Origin of the sequence: Shewanella sp. GD04112, assembly GCF_029835735.1 — a bacterium.
Classification (GTDB): domain Bacteria; phylum Pseudomonadota; class Gammaproteobacteria; order Enterobacterales; family Shewanellaceae; genus Shewanella.
Window position 1 is genome coordinate 3,778,377 of the sequence record NZ_JAOEAL010000001.1, and the last position, 22,839, is coordinate 3,801,215.

24 protein-coding genes are annotated in these 22,839 nt (G+C 48.0%); 13 read left to right on the forward strand and 11 right to left on the reverse strand.

Going from position 1 to position 22,839, the window contains the following annotated elements:
• Positions 1-76: 76 nt before the first annotated feature.
• The 6 genes from surA (at position 77) to N7386_RS16695 (ending at position 6,595) form a co-directional block, all read left to right on the forward strand.
• Positions 77-1,381: a peptidylprolyl isomerase SurA gene (gene surA, locus N7386_RS16670; RefSeq protein WP_089067146.1), complete on the forward strand. Its 1,305-nt coding sequence runs from the start codon at positions 77-79 to the stop codon at positions 1,379-1,381.
• A gap of 6 nt (positions 1,382-1,387) precedes the next feature.
• The gene (gene pdxA, locus N7386_RS16675) at positions 1,388-2,374 is read left to right on the forward strand and encodes a 4-hydroxythreonine-4-phosphate dehydrogenase PdxA (protein ID WP_089067145.1); all 987 of its coding nucleotides are present in this window, start codon (positions 1,388-1,390) and stop codon (positions 2,372-2,374) included.
• Between the two features lie 14 nt (positions 2,375-2,388).
• Complete coding sequence (gene rsmA / locus N7386_RS16680) at positions 2,389-3,195, forward strand: 16S rRNA (adenine(1518)-N(6)/adenine(1519)-N(6))-dimethyltransferase RsmA (RefSeq protein ID WP_011627022.1); 807 nt, start codon at positions 2,389-2,391, stop codon at positions 3,193-3,195.
• Between the two features lie 55 nt (positions 3,196-3,250).
• The gene (gene apaG / locus N7386_RS16685) at positions 3,251-3,631 is read left to right on the forward strand and encodes a Co2+/Mg2+ efflux protein ApaG (RefSeq protein WP_011621699.1); all 381 of its coding nucleotides are present in this window, start codon (positions 3,251-3,253) and stop codon (positions 3,629-3,631) included.
• Positions 3,632-3,652: 21 nt separating this feature from the next.
• Entirely contained in the window at positions 3,653-4,477 is an 825-nt protein-coding gene (locus N7386_RS16690; RefSeq protein WP_279769805.1) for a symmetrical bis(5'-nucleosyl)-tetraphosphatase, read from the forward strand.
• A 96-nt stretch (positions 4,478-4,573) separates the two neighbouring features.
• Positions 4,574-6,595, forward strand: coding sequence for a methyl-accepting chemotaxis protein (locus tag N7386_RS16695; protein WP_279769807.1), 2,022 nt, complete (start codon positions 4,574-4,576; stop codon positions 6,593-6,595).
• A 252-nt stretch (positions 6,596-6,847) separates the two neighbouring features.
• Here the strand turns inward: N7386_RS16695 and N7386_RS16700 are convergent, their stop codons facing one another.
• From N7386_RS16700 to rplU, 7 genes are all read right to left on the reverse strand, one after another.
• Entirely contained in the window at positions 6,848-7,261 is a 414-nt protein-coding gene (locus N7386_RS16700; RefSeq protein WP_011621696.1) for a DUF3718 domain-containing protein, read from the reverse strand.
• A gap of 202 nt (positions 7,262-7,463) precedes the next feature.
• Positions 7,464-7,946: a type 3 dihydrofolate reductase gene (gene folA / locus N7386_RS16705; RefSeq protein ID WP_279769810.1), complete on the reverse strand. Its 483-nt coding sequence runs from the start codon at positions 7,944-7,946 to the stop codon at positions 7,464-7,466.
• 22 nt (positions 7,947-7,968) lie between these two features.
• The gene (locus N7386_RS16710; protein ID WP_011621694.1) at positions 7,969-8,442 is read right to left on the reverse strand and encodes a threonine/serine exporter family protein; all 474 of its coding nucleotides are present in this window, start codon (positions 8,440-8,442) and stop codon (positions 7,969-7,971) included.
• Positions 8,439-9,200, reverse strand: a complete 762-nt coding sequence (locus N7386_RS16715; RefSeq protein ID WP_011627027.1) for a threonine/serine exporter family protein — start codon at positions 9,198-9,200, stop codon at positions 8,439-8,441. Before N7386_RS16715 ends, N7386_RS16710 begins: the two co-directional genes overlap by 4 nt.
• A 27-nt stretch (positions 9,201-9,227) precedes the next feature.
• A complete protein-coding gene (gene cgtA, locus N7386_RS16720) occupies positions 9,228-10,394 on the reverse strand; it encodes an Obg family GTPase CgtA (protein WP_011621692.1) in 1,167 nt (388 codons plus the stop codon).
• Between the two features lie 212 nt (positions 10,395-10,606).
• Positions 10,607-10,861: a 50S ribosomal protein L27 gene (rpmA, locus tag N7386_RS16725; protein ID WP_007650346.1), complete on the reverse strand. Its 255-nt coding sequence runs from the start codon at positions 10,859-10,861 to the stop codon at positions 10,607-10,609.
• Positions 10,862-10,875: 14 nt separating this feature from the next.
• Entirely contained in the window at positions 10,876-11,187 is a 312-nt protein-coding gene (gene rplU, locus N7386_RS16730) for a 50S ribosomal protein L21 (protein WP_011621690.1), read from the reverse strand.
• Positions 11,188-11,460: 273 nt separating this feature from the next.
• Here rplU and ispB point away from each other — a divergent pair, with 273 nt between their 5' ends.
• Complete coding sequence (gene ispB, locus N7386_RS16735) at positions 11,461-12,432, forward strand: octaprenyl diphosphate synthase (protein WP_279769815.1); 972 nt, start codon at positions 11,461-11,463, stop codon at positions 12,430-12,432.
• Positions 12,433-12,508: 76 nt separating this feature from the next.
• On the opposite strand, the gene ung is transcribed toward ispB, so the two are convergent.
• Positions 12,509-13,168 (reverse strand): uracil-DNA glycosylase, encoded by a 660-nt coding sequence (gene ung / locus N7386_RS16740; RefSeq protein ID WP_279769817.1) that lies wholly within the window; start codon positions 13,166-13,168, stop codon positions 12,509-12,511.
• Between the two features lie 299 nt (positions 13,169-13,467).
• Positions 13,468-13,902 (reverse strand): hypothetical protein, encoded by a 435-nt coding sequence (locus N7386_RS16745; protein ID WP_011627030.1) that lies wholly within the window; start codon positions 13,900-13,902, stop codon positions 13,468-13,470.
• Positions 13,903-14,297: 395 nt separating this feature from the next.
• Between N7386_RS16745 and N7386_RS16750 the strand changes: the two genes are divergently transcribed.
• Positions 14,298-14,612 (forward strand): DUF3144 domain-containing protein, encoded by a 315-nt coding sequence (locus N7386_RS16750; protein ID WP_279769820.1) that lies wholly within the window; start codon positions 14,298-14,300, stop codon positions 14,610-14,612.
• A gap of 106 nt (positions 14,613-14,718) precedes the next feature.
• Here N7386_RS16750 and N7386_RS16755 read toward each other — a convergent pair whose 3' ends face one another.
• The gene (locus N7386_RS16755) at positions 14,719-15,333 is read right to left on the reverse strand and encodes a LysE family translocator (protein ID WP_011621685.1); all 615 of its coding nucleotides are present in this window, start codon (positions 15,331-15,333) and stop codon (positions 14,719-14,721) included.
• A gap of 86 nt (positions 15,334-15,419) precedes the next feature.
• Positions 15,420-16,970 carry a peptidase S10 gene (locus N7386_RS16760; RefSeq protein WP_279769822.1) on the reverse strand — a complete coding sequence of 517 codons (1,551 nt, stop codon included), beginning with the start codon at positions 16,968-16,970 and terminating at the stop codon, positions 15,420-15,422.
• 203 nt (positions 16,971-17,173) lie between these two features.
• On the opposite strand from N7386_RS16760, the gene N7386_RS16765 reads away from it, so the two are divergent.
• The 5 genes from N7386_RS16765 to map all read left to right on the forward strand — a co-directional run bounded on the left by N7386_RS16765 (position 17,174) and on the right by map (position 22,617).
• Positions 17,174-17,719, forward strand: a complete 546-nt coding sequence (locus N7386_RS16765; protein WP_279769824.1) for a thioredoxin family protein — start codon at positions 17,174-17,176, stop codon at positions 17,717-17,719.
• A gap of 509 nt (positions 17,720-18,228) precedes the next feature.
• Positions 18,229-19,695: a sigma 54-interacting transcriptional regulator gene (locus tag N7386_RS16770; RefSeq protein ID WP_279769826.1), complete on the forward strand. Its 1,467-nt coding sequence runs from the start codon at positions 18,229-18,231 to the stop codon at positions 19,693-19,695.
• A gap of 159 nt (positions 19,696-19,854) precedes the next feature.
• On the forward strand, positions 19,855-21,285 hold the full coding sequence (gene ccoG, locus N7386_RS16775) for a cytochrome c oxidase accessory protein CcoG (RefSeq protein WP_279769828.1): 1,431 nt from the start codon (positions 19,855-19,857) through the stop codon (positions 21,283-21,285).
• A gap of 332 nt (positions 21,286-21,617) precedes the next feature.
• Positions 21,618-21,842 (forward strand): ParD-like family protein, encoded by a 225-nt coding sequence (locus N7386_RS16780; protein ID WP_011621680.1) that lies wholly within the window; start codon positions 21,618-21,620, stop codon positions 21,840-21,842.
• Positions 21,835-22,617 (forward strand): type I methionyl aminopeptidase, encoded by a 783-nt coding sequence (gene map, locus N7386_RS16785; RefSeq protein WP_279769830.1) that lies wholly within the window; start codon positions 21,835-21,837, stop codon positions 22,615-22,617. The genes N7386_RS16780 and map overlap by 8 nt, the downstream gene beginning before the upstream one ends.
• Positions 22,618-22,839: the final 222 nt, after the last annotated feature.

Sequence of the window (22,839 nt, forward strand, 5' to 3'; positions counted from 1 at the left end):
AATTTCGATATAAATGGTAAAGTTAACTTAAATAAGCCGTCGAATTTGACCTTAGAACGTGCCAAGGATTTTGTGGATGAAACCCAGTAAACATCTGATTTTTGCTTTATTTGCACTCGCTATCAGCCAGCCTACTATGGCCGCTCCCCAGCCAATCGACCGTGTTGCCGTTCAAATCAACGACGGTATTGTGCTCGAAAGTGAAATCACCAACATGATCGACACTGTAAAAGCCAATGCAAGAGCCGCGAATCAATCGTTGCCATCCGACAGTGCACTGCGTACTCAGGTTATCGAGCGACTCATCCTCACCCGTTTGCAGTTGCAGATGGCGGATCGTATCGGTCTGCATATCGGTGACTTACAGTTAGACCAAGCGATTGAAAACATTGCCCGCGAACAAAAAATGACCGTGGCGCAAATGCAGCAAAAAATCGAGAGCGAAGGGTTAAGCTTCAGCCAATACCGTGAGCAACTGCGTGAAGAAATCACCCTAGGTGAAATCCAACGTATCCAAGTTCAACGCCGTATCCAAGTATCACCACAGGAAATCACCGGCCTGGTAAAACTGATCCAAGAGCAAGGTATGAAGGACGTCGAATACCAAATCGGCCATATCCTGATTGACGTACCTAACAACCCAAGCAGTGAACAACTGGAAGCCTCCAGCAAGCGCGCGAACGCCGTACTCGAGCGTTTAAAGAGTGGTGAGGATTTCCGCCGCACCGCCATCGCCTCTTCATCGGGTCCTAAGGCGCTGGAAGGCGGTATCTGGGATTACATGAACATCAACGAGATGCCAACACTGTTTGCGGAAGTCATCAATGGCGCCAAGAAAGGCGATATTATCGGCCCAATCAAGAGTGGCGCAGGTTTCCACATCATCAAGATCATGGATGCCCGTGGTTTACAAACCAAAGAAATTGAAGAAGTTAGAGCGCGTCACATCCTGCTCAAGCCATCGCCAATTCTGTCGGAAGACCGTGCTAAGGCCATGTTAGAGCAGTTCTTAAAGCAAATTCGCTCTGGCGAAGCCAAGTTTGAAGATTTAGCGCGTCAATATTCTGAAGATCCAGGTTCAGCAGCCAAAGGTGGTGAACTGGGTTGGGCAGAGCCAAGCATTTATGTGCCAGAGTTTGCGCAAACGCTGAATAGCTTAAGCCAAGATCAAATCAGTGAGCCTTTCCGTACGACCCACGGCTGGCATATCACACAACTGGAAGAGCGCAGAAAAACCGATGCCACGGATCAATTTAATACTAACCGTGCGCACCAACTGATCTTCCGTCGCAAATTTAATGAAGAACTGCAAAACTGGCTAGACGAAATGCGTGCCGACGCATACATTGAAGTCTTTCAGCCTGAGTCAAACCGAGGTTAAGGTAAATTGACCACTAAACGTATTGCCGTTACCCCCGGAGAACCTGCGGGTATCGGCCCCGATTTAGTCGTGCAACTCGCTCAGCAGGCTTGGCCTGCTGAGTTAGTCGTTTGTGCGGATCCCGAATTATTAGCCAGCCGAGCTAAACGACTCGGCCTGAATGTCACGTTTCGCCCTTACTTGCCCGAGCAACCGCCTAAACCGCAGGAAGCGGGCACACTCACCATTGCGCCTTTCAAACTGGTAACAGACGCCGTTTGTGGCCAACTCGATGATCAGAACAGTGCTTACGTGGTAGAAACCCTGCGTTATGCGGGTGAAAAAAACATGAGCGGCGAATTTGATGCCGTAGTTACAGGCCCGGTCCATAAAGGGATCATCAACCAAGCGGGGATTTCCTTTAGCGGCCATACCGAGTTTTTTGCCCATCAGGCCAACTGCCCAGATGTGGTCATGATGTTAGCAACCCAAGGTTTACAGGTGGCACTGGTGACCACCCATATCCCTCTGGCCTATGTGGCAAAAGCCATTACGCGCCAGCGTTTGCATCATATTATCAAGATCTTACACGCTGACCTTATCAGCAAGTTTGCCATTGCTTCCCCTAAAATTTATGTCTGTGGTTTAAACCCACACGCGGGTGAAGACGGCCATCTTGGCCGGGAAGAAATCGATGTGATTATTCCGGCACTGAACGAACTGCGTGAAGAATATCAAATGAACATTGTCGGCCCTCTGCCCGCCGACACCCTGTTCCAACCTAAATATTTACAGGACGCGGATGTCGTGTTGGCCATGTACCATGACCAAGGCTTACCCGTTCTAAAGTCACAGGGATTTGGCAAATCGGTAAACATTACCTTAGGTTTACCTTATATCCGTACCTCGGTTGACCATGGTACGGCGCTCGATCTTGCGGGAACTGGCAAAGCCGATATTGGCAGTTTTGTCTGCGCCTTGAATAAAGCCATTGAGTTATCCTCAAAAAACTAAACGATTAGATATTAATGAGTAGCAAAGTACATTTAGGCCACACGGCCAGAAAGCGTTTCGGACAAAACTTCTTAACCGATGACAATGTGATTAACCGCATTGTGGGTGCGATCGCCCCCGATAATGACCATGTGATGGTCGAAATCGGCCCCGGCCTTGGCGCCTTAACCGAACCTGTCGCCACGGCGATAGATAACCTGACCGTGGTTGAGTTAGACCGCGATCTGGTTGAGCGCTTGCAGAATCACCCTGTACTTAAGGATAAGCTCACGATTCACCAAGGCGATGCGCTACAGTTCGACTTTAGCCAGTTGGTGGTACCGGGTAAAAAACTCAAAGTGTTTGGTAACTTACCCTATAACATTTCAACCCCTTTGATGTTCCATCTGTTCGAATTTGCCGAGCAGATTGAAACCATGCACTTTATGCTGCAAAAAGAAGTGGTGCTGCGCTTATCGGCAAGCCCAGGCAACAAGGCCTATGGCCGCTTAACTGTGATGGCACAGTACTTCTGCCAAGTGGTTCCCGTGCTCGAAGTGCCGCCCCATAGCTTTGCGCCACCGCCTAAGGTCGATTCGGCCGTGGTTCGTCTACTGCCCTATGCCGAAAAACCATTCCCTTGTAAGGATGTGAATGTACTGCGCCAGCTCTGCACCACGGCCTTTAACATGCGCCGTAAAACACTGCGTAATAACCTCAAGCAAGTGTTGAGCGATGAAGAGTTTGAGCAACTAGGCATAGATCCCAACCTGCGCCCTGAGCAAATCAGCGTTGAACAATATGTCGCCATGGCGAATATGGTGTGTGATAAGCAGGCTTAAGCAATATCAGTTTGATGGGCACTTTAGGGTGCCCTATCTTATTAAAGGGAGCAGCATGAGCGCATTGGATGACTCAATCCGAGTCGAAGTCAAAACCGAATACATTGAACAACAATCCTCGCCCGAGGATCAGAAATACCTCTTTAGCTACACTATCACCATAGTTAACCTCGGTGAGCAAGCCGCCAAACTCGAAACCCGCCACTGGATTATTACCGACGCCAACGGCAAAATCAGTGAAGTGCAAGGCGCAGGCGTCGTCGGCGAAACCCCAACGATTCCCCCCAATACCGCCTACCAATATACTAGCGGCACCGTACTCGATACGCCCCTTGGCATTATGTATGGCACTTATGGTATGGTCAGCGAATCTGGCGAACGTTTCAAGGCGACGATTAAGCCCTTCCGTTTAGCACTCCCCGGTTTATTACACTGATTTATAAATAGAAAGGATATTGTGGCCCATTATTTTGTTGGTGATGTCCAAGGCTGTTTTGCCGAATTAAAACGATTACTTGCTGAGGTCGACTTTAACCCATCCCGCGATGAACTCTGGGCGGTGGGCGATTTGGTCGCAAGAGGTCCCGATTCATTAGCCACGCTGCGCTATTTTCAGTCCCTAGGGGATGCGGGCAAAACCGTCCTCGGTAATCACGATCTGCATCTGCTCGCTCTCCATGGCAAACTCAAGCGGGATAAACCCAGCGATAACCTTGCGCCACTGTTAAATGCGCCTGATATTGCCAGTTTAATCTATTGGTTAAGGCAGCAACCCTTAATGCGGGAGTTGCCAGAGCACAAGGTCATCATGACCCACGCTGGTGTGCCGCCACAATGGTCATTAGACGTCTTAAGGCAAGAGTCGCAACTTGTCAGCCAAGCCCTCAAGCAGAGTGATTACCTCGAAGCATTGATAAGCCAAATGTACAGCGATACTGCGGAGCGTTGGGATCCAAGCGCCATAGGCTTAAACCGCCTGCGCTTTTGTATCAATGCCCTGACCCGCATGCGTTATCTGTATGTCGATGGTCATTTAGATTTTGACTGTAAACAGCCACCAGAGGACTGTAACAATCCACAGCTACGACCTTGGTTTGAATTTACCTCTGCGTTACGCCAGAGTCACACTTTGGTGTTTGGACATTGGGCGGCATTGATGGGTAAAGTGAACGATCCCAAACTAAAAGCGCTAGACACAGGCTGTTGCTGGGGCGAACATCTAACCCTATGGCATCTTGAAAAAGACCAAAAAATTACCCAAAAAAAGTTAAAAAAGGGTTAAACTAAGCCCGAGAGTGGTCGATATACGACAGTACCCTATGCCCTGAATTTAATAATCTTTTCATTCGGAATAATATAATAATAACCGGAGTATCCTATGAAAGTTAATGTAGCCACCCGAGTCATTGGCGGGTTTAGTGTTGTTACACTTTTACTTGTGTTGTTAGGATTTACCTCGTACCTGACGAACATTAGCCTCAAAGATAGTTCGGCAATGATGCAAGAGTTAAGCTTGCCTGCCCTGAAGGCCACCACTCATTTAACCGAATCCTTGAGCGAACAACAGCGCCAAGTGCTCATTGCCTTTCATGCGCCAAAATCCTCTAACATTCCCGATATCCGTAAAGTCTTTAGCGACCACGGTAGCCAGTTTAAAAATGAGATCAGTAACCTAACGCGACTGGTTCAAGGGCAAGCGAACCTTTCATCGTTGATCTCACAACTGGATGGCAGTTTCTCGACCTTTGAACGTGACAGCCTCGCCATGCTCAATGAGCGCGAAGCAACCCTCAGCAAACAAGAGCAACTCATCGGATTAAAGAAAAAGCTGGAAAATGCCGCCGATGACGCCTCATCGGGATTACTCGATATTATCGACCTAGAAAACAGCCAAAACCCCGATGCTCAAAGTCTTGCGGCATCGGCAAGCGCTATCGATACCAGCATGGGCAATATCATCACCACCATTACCGATTTAGTCACCAATGACGAAATGAGTAAGCATGAGCTTATTTCTAAAGAACTCGACTACATCCTGAGCGAGAGCAAAAACAAGCTTGAGTACGTCAACCGCCATGCGCAGGATATTGTGGATGCGGACACCTTAAAATCTGTCAACGAAGACATTAAAAAAGTCCTTGGGCTGCTCGAAGGCTCTGACTCTATGGTGCAACTTAAGGCGAGCCAATTAACCCACGCTCAGGCGGCGGCAAATCAACTGGCCATCATTGAGAAAGACGTCAAAGTTATTGACCGCAATATGGAAGATGTAAGTAATAACATTGAGTCGGCTGCCGCAGAAATGAGCCAAGCCACCATAGCCAAAATTGATGCAGCCAGTATCCGTACCATTATCGTGGTGCTAATCGCTATCGTTGCCGCCGTCATCATCAGTTTTGCCGTGGTTGCGCCATTGAAGCGTTCACTCTACCAAGTTAACAATGCACTTAACGTGTTAGCCTCTGGCAATTTAACTCATAAACTGGATGATTCTGGCCACGATGAATTTGCTGAACTGGCAAAAAACTGTAACCGTTTAGTCGACAGTTTACGCAGCCTAATCGTCGGTATCTTGGACCGCTCTAACCAGCTCGCTGCGGCGGCCGAGCAAACCTCGGCAATCACGGCGCAAACCACGACGGGAATTCAAGAGCAAAAGAACCAAGTCGACCAAGTTGCGACTGCAACCACAGAGTTAAGCTCCAGCGCACAACAAGTGTCGATGAGCGCCGATGATGCACTGGCGCAAATCAAGCAGGCCGATCAAGAAGCCAAACACATGCGCACTATCGCCGAAGAGAATAAGCGCACCATTTTAGCCCTCGCTGACGAAGTCGCTAAAGCTGGCCAAGTGATCAACAAAGTACAATCGGACAGCGCCTCAATCGGCTCGATCCTCGATGTTATTCGTGGCATTGCCGAACAGACTAACCTGCTGGCATTAAACGCAGCCATTGAAGCGGCACGTGCCGGTGAACAGGGCCGTGGTTTCGCAGTAGTTGCCGATGAGGTGCGCAGCCTTGCATCGAGAACCCAAGTGTCGACCCGCGAGATCCAACAAATGATCGAAGTGCTGCAACAGGGCGCCCAGCAAGCCGTGGCAGCAATGGATATGGGTCGTGCCCAAGCCAATGCCTGCGTCGACAAAACCGAGCAAGCTAACCTCGCCCTAGAGACCATCAGTCAGTCGGTACACAAGGCCTATGATGCGGGTACGCACATTGCCCATGCTGCGCAGGAGCAGAATCTAGTAAGTCAGCAAGTATCTGAGAAACTTGAGCATATCGCGGCCATTTCGGAAGAGACCGCCATCGGCGCCGACCAAACCGCGCAATCGAGCCATCAAGTGGCTAAGCTTGCCGAAGAGCTACAAGCTTCTGTCGGTGAATTTAGAGTGTAAGCATACACTCAGGTATCAATAGGGTCGCGATTGCGGCCCTTTTCTTTGGCTTGCGCTTTCGCGGCGAAAACAATAGCTCAAGCAATAAACTCAGTTTTGACACTTATCAGCATCAACACCCAAGTACCCTGCTCAATATCCGGTAAAAACGGCCTAAACGACACCCATAAAAAATGCCGAACTCAGTTCGGCATTTTTAACTATCATTTTTTCCTTGTGTAAACGCACATTAAAAAATGATGGGACAGATGATTACTCTTCTTCACCGCCAGCAGCAGCGCCTAAACGCTCTTTCACTGCCGCAGTGATAGGGCTTGCACCGTGACCATTCGCTTCAGCCCAAGCTTGAATCGTCATGCCATCGGCTTCTGGTACGCTCAGTTCGTTAACTGATAAACGCTTAGCCACAAACTCACCCGCATCATTCGCATTCGCGGCATAGGCAGTACGCAACAAGCTTTGACCATCACAGCTAATCCCGCTGTACACTTGGCGTAACTTAACACGGCTTTCTTTTAGTTTTTTACGTAAACGGTTTTTATCGTTCGCTTTTACGTAATCACAAATACTCGCGACAAGTGGATCAGCTTCGGCTTTTGCCGTGGTTGGCACAGAAACATAGCTAAATCCGATTAGTGCAGCCAAAGCTACAGGCATAAGACGCATCCGATACTCCTTAATACTTTCTTATAGTTTTATTATGTTTTGTATGGTTTGCGTCTATCTCTAGCGGATATCGGCCTCCTAGGAGTCATCAGTAAAGAAGCCGTAAAAAACCGCTATCTCAACTAAGTCAGGCCTATCGGATCTAATACCTTAGACATATTGACAATCCATACGCACAGGGTACACAACAGAACAACGTAATTTAACATTTTTTTGCCAAATTGATAAAGCGATATTCCAGCCCATCGCCATTTATAGCGGTTACCGATTCGGTTTCTTGCCATTTATCGCTCTCCCAAGCAGGGAAAAAGGTATCACCTTCAACATCTAAGCTAATTTGCGTCAGATAGAGTGTGTCGGCTTGAGGTAATAATTGCTGATACAACTGCCCACCACCGATAATGACTAACTCTTCGCAATCGCCCGCCGCCAGTTTAGCGTCTTCAAATGAGGTCACGCAGGTCACACCGTCAATCTGTAAATCCGCTTGGCGGGAAATCACAATATTGTGGCGCCCAGGCAGAGGGCGACCGATGGACTCAAAGGTTTTACGTCCCATGACTACAGGTTTGCCTAAGGTCATGGCTTTAAAGTGGCGTAAATCTTCGGGCAGATGCCATGGCATTTTGTTGTCTTTTCCGATGACTCGATTGTTTGCCATCGCGGCTATCATAGCAATGCGCATGAGCACTCCTTTGGTATTGTTTTTATTGAATAACAGGGCGGGTTCTAAAATACAGCAGACTCGGTAACGCAAGGCCCACCGACAGTGCACCTAAGATAAACACCGTTTTTAAGCCGTTACTGATCACTTGTCCTGTCAGCTCTTGGCTAACCTGCGACTGCGCCGTTAATTGCACTAAGGCAATCACGGTATTAAAGGCGTAGGTCCCAGGGATCATCGGGATAATCGCGGCAACGGCATACATCAACGGCGGCGCAAGATGACGCTTAGCAAAACCAATAGTGATAGTGCCTACCAAGGCCGCGGCGGCAAAGGTCGCCCATTCGATAGGCAAGCCAAATTGCAGCATTAGCGTGCGTGAGCTGTGCCCTATGGCGCCTGCAAGCGCGCAGTAGGGTAAGAAACGTTTCGGCACGTTAAACACCATGGCAAAGCCCACTGCGGGAATCGCCGAGAAAAAGGCATCGTGCAACAGCGTCCACAGTAAGGCGATCATAGGAAGATCCCCCCAATCTGCATCGCAATGGTGATGCCGATAACGGATGACACTGTGAGCAAGGTGGCATGACCCCAACGGGAAATGCCCACGTTCATATGGCCTTTGACCATATCAGAAATCGCATTGATCATCGGGAAACCCGGCACCAGCATCAACACACTGGCCGCCATGGCCGCCTGCGGGGTTTCGCTCAAGTGAAATACATAACCCGTCTGCGCCAACATGCTAGTGACAAATGCCGTCACCGCAAAATTGACCAGCAAATTAAAATGCCGCTTGGCAATCGCAAGGCGCACCGACATCCCGACCGCAGAGGCAAAAAAGGTGATGACTGATGCGGCAACATCGCCATTAAACAGGTGGCAAAAACTGGCACAGGACAGGCCTATCATCAATATCACGAGATACGGCGGATAGGTCTTAGGTTCAATCCGCGCTAAGCGCTTACGCACTTCGTTGGGGCCATAGAGACCTTTTTCCGCCAACAAACAGATGCGCTGCAACTCGCAGACAATAGTCATATTGATGCCATGCTCGCGGATCCGACGCGTCGTCGTGATACAGCGACCATGCACTAAACTGGTTAACACGAGGGAATTAGAGGAGATGGAAAGCTCAACACTTGCCAATCCTAAGGCCTGACCTAGGCGCTGGCTGATTTCTTCAACTAAATCAGATTCAGCGCCGTAGGCCAGTAGCAGTTGTGCGACACGCACAACCTGCCGAGTAATATCATTTTGAGTATCTGCGTACACGGGACTCTCAAAACTTTGGTTGGGATATTATCTTTGGTAGATCACTTCTACATCGTAGTCGTCATCATCAAAGTCATCGTCAAATTCATCGTCATAGTCTTCATTGATCGCATCAATGTTGGCTTGATGATAATTGTCCCACTTGAACTCAACCTCTGCATCTGGGTTCGCATCTTTATCTTCCGGCGGAAGACTTTGGATGAAGTCCAGCAGCTTGGTCGCTAATTCTTTAGTGCCATCGCGGCTATAGGCAGAAATAGTGTAAACGTCACCTTCCCAACCTAATTCTTTAACTACGCGAGCGACCTTCTCTTTTAGCTCGTCTTCGAGCAGTAGATCGGCCTTGTTAAAGACTAACCAACGTGGCTTGCTTGCCAATTTTGGCGAATATTTTTCAAGCTCACCGACGATCGCACGGGCAGAATCCACAGGATCTGTGCCATCAATTGGCTCGATATCGATGATATGCAACAGAATACGGCAACGTTCTAAATGCTTTAAGAAGCGAATCCCTAGACCCGCACCTTCTGCCGCGCCTTCGATCAAACCTGGAATATCGGCGATCACAAAGCTTTGACCTGGGCGAGGGTTAACCACACCTAGATTAGGTACTAACGTCGTGAAGGGGTAATCGGCAACCTTTGGCGTTGCACGTGATACCGCGCGAATAAAGGTCGATTTACCCGCGTTAGGCATACCGAGCAAGCCAACATCGGCTAACAGCAGCAGCTCTAATTTCAGGCTACGGACTTCACCCGGAGTACCTAAGGTCTTTTGACGTGGCGCACGGTTAGTACTGCTCTTAAAACGCGTATTGCCTAAACCGTGGAATCCGCCTTTAGCCACTAATAGCTTTTGGCCATGAGTGGTTAAATCGCCAAGGACTTCCTCGGTCTCATCGTCAATAGCACGCGTACCGACAGGCACTTTTAAAATCAAATCTTTACCGCTATGGCCGGTACAGTCACGGCCACGGCCGTTTTCACCGCGCTCAGCCATGTGAAAACGTTCAAATCGGTATTCAATCAGGGTGTTGTGGTTTTCATCGGCCTGCAGATAGACACTGCCACCATCGCCACCATCACCACCATCAGGACCACCATCGGGGATATATTTTTCGCGTCTGAAACTCACGCAACCGCTACCGCCGTCGCCTGCTTCGACCCTAATTACTGCCTCATCGACAAACTTCATACTTACTCCTGGCATCACTGAATGAAGGAATTATACCGTTTAACTTCATCGGTCGCCAAAAAACTCGAGATACTTGCTCCCAATCTTACCAGCCAACGCCCTCAATTTGATAAAGATTTACCAAACTCACCAGAAACGCAGGTAAATAGAAGCATAAAAAACAGAAAGCCCCACCAATGGCGGGGCTTTACAGTATAAGCTAGACTCGAAAATTAAGCTTCGATGCTAATAAACTTACGGTTATTAGGACCTTTAACTTCGAATTTTACTTTACCGTCAGTCAGAGCAAACAGAGTGTGGTCACGACCAATACCCACGTTTACACCAGCGTGGAACTTAGTACCACGTTGACGAACGATAATGTTACCAGCTAGAACTGATTCACCGCCAAAGCGCTTAACACCAAGACGTTTACTTTCTGAATCACGGCCGTTACGAGTAGAACCGCCAGCTTTTTTATGTGCCATGAGTTAGACTCCTATTATGCGTTGATAGCAGTAATTTTAACTTCGGTGAACCACTGACGGTGGCCCATCTTCTTGTCGTGGTGCTTACGACGACGGAACTTAACGATAGTTACTTTCTCGCCACGACCATGACTTACTACTTCAGCAACGACTTTACCGCCAGCTACTAAAGGAGCACCAACGTGCACTTTTTCACCGTCAGCGATCAGTAATACTTGATCGAATTCAACAGTTGAACCAGTAGCAACTTCTAATTTTTCTAAACGAACTGTGTGGCCTGGGGCTACACGGTGTTGTTTACCACCACTTTGAAAAACAGCGTACATAGCTATTTTACTCCGATATTCCTAACACGCTGGCTCACACTATGGGAGGCAGGGTGCTACAAAAACTTTATTGACAATGGGCGCGGAGTTTACGCGAAGAATCCTTATCTGGCAAGCCCTAATTAGGAAAGAATAAAAAAAGGCCGGAATAACTCGCACATTAGTAGTGTGAGTACTGTCATATGTCGGAATTTTAGGTAAAATTCATTCTATATAACACGTGAGCCTAAAATAGAGGCCGGGTACGTAATGGCCCCACAACCAGAGTCTATTATGGATTTAAACGCTATTCGTCAACTGGCTGACACTGATATGCAAGCAGTCAATCAGCTGATCTATAAACAGCTGGAGTCAGATGTCGCCCTGATTAACCAGTTAGGTTTCTACATTATTAATGGTGGTGGTAAACGTCTTCGTCCTTTACTGTCCGTCCTCGCAGCGCGCGCCATCGACTATCAAGGTGAAGCCCATCTTAAGCTTGCCGCGATTATTGAATTTATTCATACCGCTTCATTACTGCACGATGATGTGGTCGATGAATCGACCCTCAGACGTGGCCGCGAAACCGCCAACGCACTCTTTGGTAACAGCGCCAGTGTATTAGTAGGTGACTTCCTTTATACCCGCTCATTCCAAATGATGACCGAACTCGACAGCATGCGAGTACTGCGTGTATTAGCCGATACCACTAACGTATTGGCCGAAGGTGAAGTATTGCAGCTAATGAACTGTAACGACCCTAATACCACTGAAGAAAGCTATATGCGGGTGATCTATTGCAAGACCGCTAAGCTATTCGAAGCCGCCACGTTACTGGCCGCGGTATTAGCCGGCGCCACACCCGAGCAAGAAACCGCATTAGGCGACTATGGCAAATATTTAGGTACAGCCTTCCAGCTGACCGACGATTTACTCGACTACACCGCCGACAGTGAAGAGTTAGGTAAAAACATTGGTGATGATCTCGCTGAAGGTAAACCGACCTTACCGCTAATCTATGCGATTGCCCATGGCACAGAAGAAGAGCAGCAACTCATTCGCCAAGCCATTGAGCAAGGTGATGGCACCCACGCCATTGAGAAAATTGTTGCCGCTCTGCATCACTGTGGCGCGCTCACTTACACTCAGCAAAAAGCCATTGAAGAATCCAACAAGGCGATTGCAGCGTTGGCAGTATTACCCGACAGTGACTTCAAAACCGCATTAATTTCGCTGGCAAAAATCTCCGTTGATCGTAACCACTAATTGGCTGCGATAAATCAATAAAAAGGCCTTGCTTAGCAAGGCCTTTTTATTTTTAACATTCTTTATCAAAACGAACTTAGACCTGCCATTGGATCGGTGCTTCACCCCGCGCCATCAGCAGTTGATTCACTTTAGAAAAATGCCCACAACCGAAGAAGCCGCGATAGGCCGACAGTGGTGACGGATGGGGTCCCGACAAAATTTGATGCTGCGGCGCAGTAATCACCGCCCCTTTTTTGATGGCATGGCTGCCCCAGAGTACGAAAATAATCGGCCGCTCCTGCGCATTAAGCAGCTTTAACGCCTCTGTGGTAAAAGTTTCCCAGCCTGCATTGGCATGGGAGTGGGCTTGCCCTTGTTCCACCGTCAGCACGGTATTGAGCATCAAGATCCCCTGCTCCGCCCATTGGGTTAAATCACCATGGTTTGGGATTTGGAAACCGGGAATATCGTTCACTAACTCTTTATACATATTGGCCAGCGATGGCGGCGGTTTAATGCCTCGCTTAACCGAGAAACACAGACCGTGGGCTTGGTCCGGACCATGGTAGGGATCTTGACCAATAAGCACTACACGCACTTGCTCCAATGGGGTTGTTTTAAAGGCGTTGTACACATCCTCTTTAGGAGGATAGATTACCTTACCCAATTCACGCTCTTGATTCACAAATGCTATCAACTGCTGGTAATAGGGTTGAGCACGTTGATGGTCAATAAATGCCTGCCAAGTCGCCAAAATCTGTTTCTCTTACTTAAGTTACGATGCCGTTAGCTTAAAAGTGATAGCGCGACATGACAAGCCAACTCCGGTTTTTATTCCCGAGTCTTGAGATATCGCAAGCATATTGCGGCCTAAACCTGTTCCGTCCCTTTGCTTAAGGCAATCGATTGCTATTGAGAAACGCCCCGTATCGCAAAAGTTAACTCGAGCAAAGTTGAGTGCTGTGCCATGTTGTGCCTCCGCGCTTTGATTCGCAAATGGCTCTGATAAGCCATCAGCTAGCGTGATAGGGGCATTTGTACAAACAATCCCTATTAATCGCGACCACGGTGGCCATGACCACGATCGTCATCCCTATCTTTGCGGCGCTCATGTTTGTCGTAATGTTTGTGGTGATGCTTATCCTGTTTATAGGAGCGATAACGGGGTACGTACTCATCACGATACCAGACATCCTGAACAAAATAGACCGGACGTCCGCAGGCACCGTAGGAGGCACAATAGCGCCCCCATTTTTTCGCATGACCGGGCGGCACATGCAGATAGATAGGTTCATACACGACCCGAGACTGCTCTATCACGATAGGCTGTTCGTAAATCACCTGTGGACGAGGAAAATTACCAATATTGATCTGACCGTAAAAGTTTGGATCGCCGATGTTAATCGACACTCCGACATCTGCCGCAATGGCCGAAGATGAAGCTGCAGCGAGTAGTAAGGCTGACAGTGTAAGTTTAATTGCTTTCATGGCGGTTCTCCTGTTGATGGAAGCAGTATGCGAGTGGCTAACTGAACAGAAGATGAATCTTCACAGGAGGCTAAATCAGATATTATTTCCCCCGCACCGCCATGCAGACCTTGTATTTCGGTAGGCTATCTACATCCCAAATCGGCAAGAATTTAAATCACGATGATAGAACTGTTACATATCTTCCGCCTTGAAGCGATGCAGCAAAACCCATTGATACCAATTGCAATATCGCCCAATCAACCTTCGAGCTAACCGCAAGTTAGCGATGGATAACCTGCTAAGGATTGGGCTCACTACAACAGATTTAGATCCCAATACTTAAGCCTAAGCGGTTCCTTCCTGCTGAATTTAGGATAGAATCGCCCACCAATAAATTATTTTGAGTAAGCGCTATGACTGATACCAGCAACACCACGATTTTTGAACTTGCCGATCAATTTATTGCCTTAGCCAATCAGCTAAGCCAGCAGGAAGGTGATGTCGGTAAAGTCGGCACGGCCCTGCGTTTTGCCGCTGCGCGTTTTAACGCCTTTGAAGCCGCGATCAAATCTGCCGACTTAGGCGCAGAAAAAGACAATGCGCTCGACTGGTTTAGCGCCGAATACCGCGAAATGCTAAGCGACAACCTAGACGACCATATCGCTAATCCACCCGTTATGCAGGAAGAAGCTGCAGTGGATGATTCGGTACAAATCTTTAAAGGCTGATGATGCGCTAAAAGCCAAGCATCGCCTGCTAAAATCCCATAAAAAACGCCATCTTGCGATGGCGTTTTTTTATCTCTTCGCACTGTTCAATATGCATTGCGATACGTTAAAGAGTGTACACCACCCGTATCGCGAGCAGGATCAGTACCACACCAGAAAGTTTATCGATAAGTCCCGCTTTTTCCCGTAACTTAGGCAATACACTCGAATGGGACAACAGTAAGGCAATCAAGGTGTACCAAAGCCCATCAACCACCAAAGGCGTTAGCACGATAAGTGCTTGACCCGTCAAACTATCGGCCACCATCACAAACTGGCTAAACAGCGCTAAAAAGAACAACATAATCTTAGGATTGAACAGGGAAATCGCAATACCATCGCGCGCCGCAGTGAGCGTATCCGTCGCTTCCCCCGCCGCAAGTTTTGCCTGCATACCACCGTTTGAGCGCAATGCTTGGATCCCCATCCATGCGAGATAGAGCGCGCCTAAAATCGCAATCCCATTAAAAATCAATGGCGCTTTTTTCAATACAACGGCTAGTCCGAGTAGCGTCACTAACGCATAAATACCAATACCAATCGAGTGCGCCCAAGCGCAAACGATCCCCTTGCCGCGACCACCGCCTAAAGTATGACGCACAACCATGGCCAAGCTCGGCCCGGGAGACATAGCGCCCAAGCAACAAATCGCCAATAGCCCTAACCAAGTACTAAAGCTCATTTTTAACCCTTTAAAGCATAAAAAGGCCCTCAATAGGGCCTTCACAGGAGTGGCAGTTTAACACTGGCCAAATAATACGGTCACTCTCATTTAGCCGCGTTAGGATGATAAAAAGCGCGGATATCTTGCACCAGTTGTGCAAGCGACGCGGGCTCCACATACATCATATGACCCGCTTTGTAGTAGTGCATAGTGACACGGCTATTATCTATGCCATTATCGGCAAAGGTATTTTCGGTCGCAAAGAAGGGCGTCGCAAAATCGAAATAACCGTTACCGACAAAAATGCGTAGGTCTTTATTCTCGCGCTGCGCTTGCCCTAAATAGGGCGCCACATTCACATAATGCATTTGCTTACCGCTGATATTCCAATTCCAGCCACGGTTAACATCGGTGGAGAGCACGTTGAAGGGGCGTGATAATTTAACCCCTAAATCCTCATACAGATACTGATGGATAGCCGCCGTATAAGCGCCATCGATACCATATCCTGACGGGTCGTTATCGGTCGAATCACCGCCACTGTCGTAATCTTTGCCGGTATAGCGACTGTCTAACCGCCCGACGGTCAAATCCTGATCCCTGAGCAATTCTTTGGTGTAGCGACTCGCACTCACCCGTAAATTCACTCGGTCAAGATAAGACTCACTCAGGCCCGTAAAACGCGCCAACTGTTTGCGTACACTCTGATAATCGCTTTGCGCTAAACGGCTACCCTGTAATAGGGCTAAGGCGTAATCCTTAATTGCGAATTGACGCGCCTGTTCGACAAACGCTTCGAGCCCTAAGGCCTTGTCGGCATCACTAACTTTATTGTGATAAAACGCAGTTGCCGCCATAGTCGGTAAAAAACCAATGTAGGGTTGGTTATTACCCGGTTGATAGCGAGCGTGGCTAAAGTCGAGAATCGATGAAATCAGCATCACACCATTGACCGAGATATCGGTCCAACCGCCTTGGAGCTCATCCACTAATGCTGCGGCTCGTGTCGTACCATAACTTTCACCGGCAAGATATTTAGGCGAATTCCAACGCTTATGTTCAATCAACCAACGGCGCATAAATTCGGCAATGGATTGGGCATCTTCTTTCACGCCCCAAAAATCGGCACCTTTCTTCTCACCAAGCGCACGGCTAAAACCAGTACCAACAGGGTCGATAAATACTAAATCAGACTCATCGAGTAAGGAGTAATCATTGGCTTCAATCCGATAAGGCGCCGCACCATCATCTTTGGCATCACCGGGCACAATCACACGCTTTGGCCCAAAGAGGCCCATATGCAGCCACAGCGAGGCAGAACCTGGGCCACCGTTAAAAATAAACGTGACTGGGCGTTTACTGCTGTCCTGCACATCATCCCGTAAATACGTAATAGAGAAGATACTCGCCTGAGGCTCACCCTTATCATCCTCTAAAATGGTTTCTCCACTAATGGCTTGATAGCTGATCTTTTGATTTTGAATCGTCATTCTGTGCTTAGTCGTCACTACCTCTGGCACTAGCTTATCCACTTTGGCTTCGCTTTTTTGCGCAGGCTCAGCATGACCGACTATGGACACAGTGAATAATAAGGGCAGCAGCACGCTTGCCCATTTCAGTTTTGAGGGCGTTTGCTTCTCTGTTAGCGCTAGCATCAATTATCCTTCCCTTCTGTAGTGGTTATTTTGTGATCTTTTTATTGGTGCACCAGCTTACAAAGACTGTGCACTCGGCGCAAAAGCACAATTGCAACCGAATGCGTCAAAGCTTTAATCGGCTTTTAAAGCATAAATTCACGCAGATTTAAGCTGTTAGCCGCTAAGATAGATTGGATTATCGGAAACTCATGTAGGCATCTATGGGCACTATCACTCTTATCAGTCTGGTCATTCTCGCATTACTCGTGGGCGCGATTGGCCTGTTAATCTGGCAACGCAAAAAAGGTAAACGCATTCCACTGGCGGTGATTTTTGTATTGGGATTTTTCGCCGCTGGCCTCGGCGGAATTATCGGTTTTGTGCATAAAGGCGAAGATTATCAAGCCTATCAAAAGCTGCAGTGGCATACGCTGGCCCCTGAAAAAATCGCGCCGCTGGTCGCCGATGGCTACACAGTGTTTGTGGATATCACCTCAGACTGGTGCAGCATTTGCCAAACCAACAAGGCTGAAGTCACCCACAGAGAGCAAGTGGTGAATGCGCTGATGGCCGACAAGGTTATTTTGATGCAGGGAAATTGGAGCGAAGCCGATTCCACCATTGCGGGTTATATGAAGCATGAAGGCGTACCGGGTACACCTTACAATAAGGTCTATGGTCCAAGGGCGCCAAACGGCATAGTGCTGCCTTCAACGCTCACCATAGAGGCCGTGCTTAATGGCTTAGTTCAGGCAAAAGCACTGTAAGCGATTTATTTGGCTTAACCTCAAAAACAAAACACTAAGATTCAAACACTCGCGCAATAAAAAAGGCTGCATCGCAGCCTTTTTGCACACTTCAAATCAGTAGAAAGTAATTTTCCGGAAAGGTGGGCAGAAAATCACTCCGTACTCTTAACAGCCATCTCACCCCAAAACGCTATTAAACTCGTTCATTCACTCACACCGTACTTCAATAAACATCTCCGCGTTGCCGTGAATTCCCAGTCTTAAGGGCGAGCCTGCTTTGTTCAGGTCAACTTAGCCAAAGATATTTATGAAACATTTTTATAACAATTTACTCTTTTACGCCAGCACTAAATACAACTTTCGATCGATTAAAATATAAGCTTTTATTATCAACAAGTTAATGGTCAGACCTCTAAACATACCTCTAAGCCATTCAATTCGAGCATTACCGAGCAACTCACGATATATCGCGACACGACTCAAGGGGTTATACTCTGGGCACTCATTCGTATTAAGGAATCAACGGAATGACCTCAACACAGCCCGCCGCAATGCCCTTGGATAAACATTTTCTGCCAGAGAACCAGCTACTGCTCAATGCCGTGGGTGAAGGCATTTATGGGTTTGATTTAAATGGTAATGCCGTCTTCATCAATCCCGCCGCCGAGCGCATGACGGGCTGGAAGAATGAAGAATTACTCGGCAAAAATATCCATAATTGCCATCATCATAGCCATGCGGATGGCAGTCATTATCCCCAAGAAGATTGTCCCATCTACAATACCTTGAAGGATGGAATAGCAAGGGAAATCACCCACGATGTGTTTTGGCGCAAAGATGGCAGTAGCTTTCCAGTGCATTACAGCTCGACCCCCGTCTATCGGGACAACAAGCTTATCGGCGTAGTCGCGATATTTCGCGACATCAGTATTCAGAAACAAACCGAGCAGTCGCTACGTCAAGCTTTAGCACAGGTTCAAGCCCTGTCGGAGCAACTGGCCAGCGAGAATCACTATCTCCAAGCCGAGTTAGCCGATAAAACCGGCGATGTGGATATTTCGGGCAGCAGCGCGGTGATCCGCCATATGATCCAGCAGCTGCATATGGTGGCCAATACTGACAGTACCGTATTGATTTGTGGTGAAAATGGCACAGGCAAAGAACTGGTTGCCCGTAACTTACATCAACTGAGTCGCCGTAAAGATAAGCCCATGATCAGCGTTAACTGCGCGGCGTTTTCAGCCTCATTGTTAGAGAGTGAGTTGTTTGGCCATGAGAAAGGTGCCTTTACCGGCGCGACGCAGCAGCGCAAGGGTCGCTTCGAACTCGCCCATCAAGGCACACTGTTTCTCGATGAGGTGGCCGAATTAAGTTTGGAGGCGCAATCTAAGTTGCTGCGGGTGATCCAAGAGCAATCCTTCGAACGACTCGGCGGCAGTGAAACCATTAAGGTCGATATTCGCTTAGTCGCCGCCAGTCACCATGATTTACTCAAGCGCGTTGAACAGGGTTTATTCAGGATGGATCTCTATTACCGCTTGAATGTCTTCCCCATCCAAGTGCCACCGCTGAGGGCAAGACTTGAGGACATGCCCGAGCTTGTCAGCCACATTTTGCATTCCCTAAACCGCAAACTCGGTAAGAAACTGCGCGGCGTGAGCCAAAAAGGTCTGCAAAAACTGATGGCCTACAGCTGGCCAGGTAATGTGCGTGAATTGCAAAATATCCTCGAACGGGAGGCCATTTTATCTCAAACGGATATTTTACAAATCCATGCCATGCCCACGAATCACCTGCAGACTCAAACCGCGGCTTCACCTTTACAAACCTTGGCCGAGGCGGAAGCACAACACATAGAACAAACATTAAAGCAGCTCAATTGGCGTATTTCGGGCCCCAACGGTGCGGCCAATGTGCTCGGCGTCCCGCCAAGTACACTCAGATCGCGGATGAAGAAGCTTGGGATTACACGCCAAAACCTCGCGGAAGAATAGCGTTAAAAACGCGATATATCGCCAATTAACGATATATCGCGACACCTACTAAATCGCAAATACACTTAATCATTAAATATCAATAAGTTAAAATAAAAAACTCTTGGCCTAACGTTTGCTATAGGGAGCCGAATCTTATTTAAGCCGTTAGGACAGCATATGCCCAAGAGTGACACCCAACACAGAGAGAACGCCAAGCGCCCCTCTGCAGAGCAATTTATCCCCGTAAAAAATATCCAGGCGGACGATAAACCAGCCCCCGTGAATGGTCAGATTCATTTCCGAGAGCAGAAGGGTTATTTTCAGCGCCTAAGAACCACAATGAATAGCCTGTTAGTACTGCTGTTTTTTGCCCTGCCCTTTATTTCATTTGATGGTCGGCAAGCGATATTACTGGATGTGAGTCAGCAGCAGTTCTTCTTTTTCGGCCTCACGCTCTGGCCACAGGATTTCACCTTGCTCGCTTGGGTGTTTATTGCCGCCGCCTTTGGATTGTTTTTCATTACTGTGTTTTGGGGGCGCGTCTGGTGTGGCTATCTTTGCCCGCAAACTGCGTGGACTTTTATGTTTGTCTGGCTCGAGAGCCGAATTGAGGGCAACAGCAACAAACGTAAATTGCTCGATAAGGCGCCGTGGTCAGCCAATAAACTCGGTAAAAGAAGTCTCAAACACGGCCTGTGGGGGTTAGCCGCCTTAATTACCGGCTGTGGATTTATCGGTTATTTCATCCCCGCCCGCGAACTCTATTTGGATATATTTACCGGCAACGCCGGCTTTTGGACGACCTGCTGGGTATGGTTTTTCGCGATTTGTACATACTTGAATGCAGGCTGGATGCGCGAGCAAATGTGCTTACACTGCTGCCCCTATGCGCGTTTTCAGGCCGTCATGTTCGATGCCAACACTAAAACCGTCACCTATGATGCCGCACGCGGCGAGGCGCGCGGCCCACGTAAGCGCAAACAACAGACGGAACTCGGTGATTGTGTTGACTGTAACTTATGTGTCGAAGTCTGCCCGACGGGGATTGATATTCGTCAAGGCCTTCAATACGAGTGCATTAACTGCGGCGCCTGTGTCGATGCCTGTAATGAAACCATGCAAAAATTCGACTACAAACAAAATCTAATTAGCTATGTCAGCGAGAATGAATTAAAGGGCATCACCCATTCCAACTGGCGTTCGCCACGCTTTTTAGGTTACGGCGCAGCCGTTGTCATTATGTTGGTTGTGATAGGTTTAGATCTCTCCAGTCGCAGTGAGATTCAGCTTAACGTCATTCGCGACAGACAGAGCTTGTATCGCGAAACCGCCGATAATAAAGTTGAAAATACCTACCAGCTGAAGATCCGCAACAAGACTCAGCAAACCAAGCAATATCAACTCGCGGTCAACAGCGAAATGCCCTTCAGCTTAATTGCCGACTCGGTCATTACCCTTGCTCCGGGCGAGCAATCGGATTATCCCGTGACAGTATTAGCCGATAAGGATGCAATCCCAACGGGACGCAAAATTATCGAATTCTCGGTAACGGATGTGAGCAAACCTGAACAAAGCGTTAGCCAAGAAACCGGCTTCTTCAGCCCTTAGCGCGTCATGCGGCAGTGTGCTCGCCGATAAGCGAGCACACTGCATCACAATTAGTCACTTTCGCGAATCTTGCCCATTGAATCAATTTGGTTCGCGGTGCTTTTTGCTCAGCTTGCTTCGTAAAATCCGCTAAATAGCCTTAACTCGCGCCGCACAAACATGAAGTACGTCAATTAAAAATCACAGCCTTCTAGCCACTTCTCTTGCGCTTACTGCGGCTGCTTCAAAAGAGGCTCGGCTGTCATTGCGGTAAACCAATGTCGATTTATTATTGACTGAGCGCTATATAGATCGAATAAAATAAACATACGAAACATATATAAAGTATATTTATGGGCATAGTTAAAATTTCCGAAGAACTGCATGATGAGCTGAGAAAAGCCAGTTCGGTCATGTCACGTTCAATCAACTCGCAGGCGGAATTCTGGATAAGGATCGGGATGCTGGCAGAATTGCATCCACAACTCTCCTTTAATCAGTTAGTCGCCGATCTGATGAAATCTGCGGATGTGAACCTAGCCAACGTGACCCAGGTAAAGGAAATGGCCGATGAATAATCAGGTGAAGATAAAATCTGCCGAAGAAATTGCACTGATGCGCCGCGCGGGGCAATTACTAGCTCAAGTATTTCAAATGCTTGATACCTATGTCCGTCCCGGCATCAGCACCATGGATATCAACGATACGGTCGAAGCCTTTATCGTCAATGAGCTAAAATCGCGTCCCGCGAGTAAGGGTCAGTATGGCTATCAATATGTGTTGAATTCATCCATTAACGAGGTGGTCTGCCATGGTGTGCCCTCTGCGACTGAGGTCATCAAAAGCACAGATATCATTAACTTAGATATTACCCTCGAGAAAGACGGCTATATTGCCGACTCCAGTAAAATGTATGTGATGCCACAGGCGCCCGCCACTGCCCAAAAGCTGGCCGATGTTACCTATCTTGCCATGTGGCAAGGGATCAAACAGGTAAAACCCGGGGCGACTCTAGGCGATATTGGCCATGCGATTCAACAATATGCGCAATCCTTTGGTTATAGCATCGTCAGGGATTACAGCGGCCATGGGATAGGTCAAGAAATGCATGAAGAGCCGCAAGTCCTTCACTATGGAAAGCCGAATCAAGGCCTTAAGCTCAAAGCGGGCATGGTGTTTACCATTGAGCCTATGGTGAATCAGGGCACTGAAAAGATAAAGCTCAAAAAAGATGGTTGGACGGTTGTTACCCGCGATAAAAAACTCTCGGCGCAATCAGAACATACGATACTTGTCACCCCTATGGGATACGAAGTGCTCACCCTACGCCACGATGAGCAATCTCCCCGTTAATTTCGACCCTAACCCTCGCTTTTTCATCTCAAATTCAGGTGTGCTGTAGTAAATTTGCACTGCAGTTCACCGCCCTTCATTAGAGTAAAAATTCTATTTTTACAATTGGATAGCCGTGCAAATTGCTACAATAATTTAACGATAAACGTTGACCTGACAGGTTGAATCCTTCTAATCTAAACACTCGTTTGATTTTAAAATAATAACAACGATAAACCTATT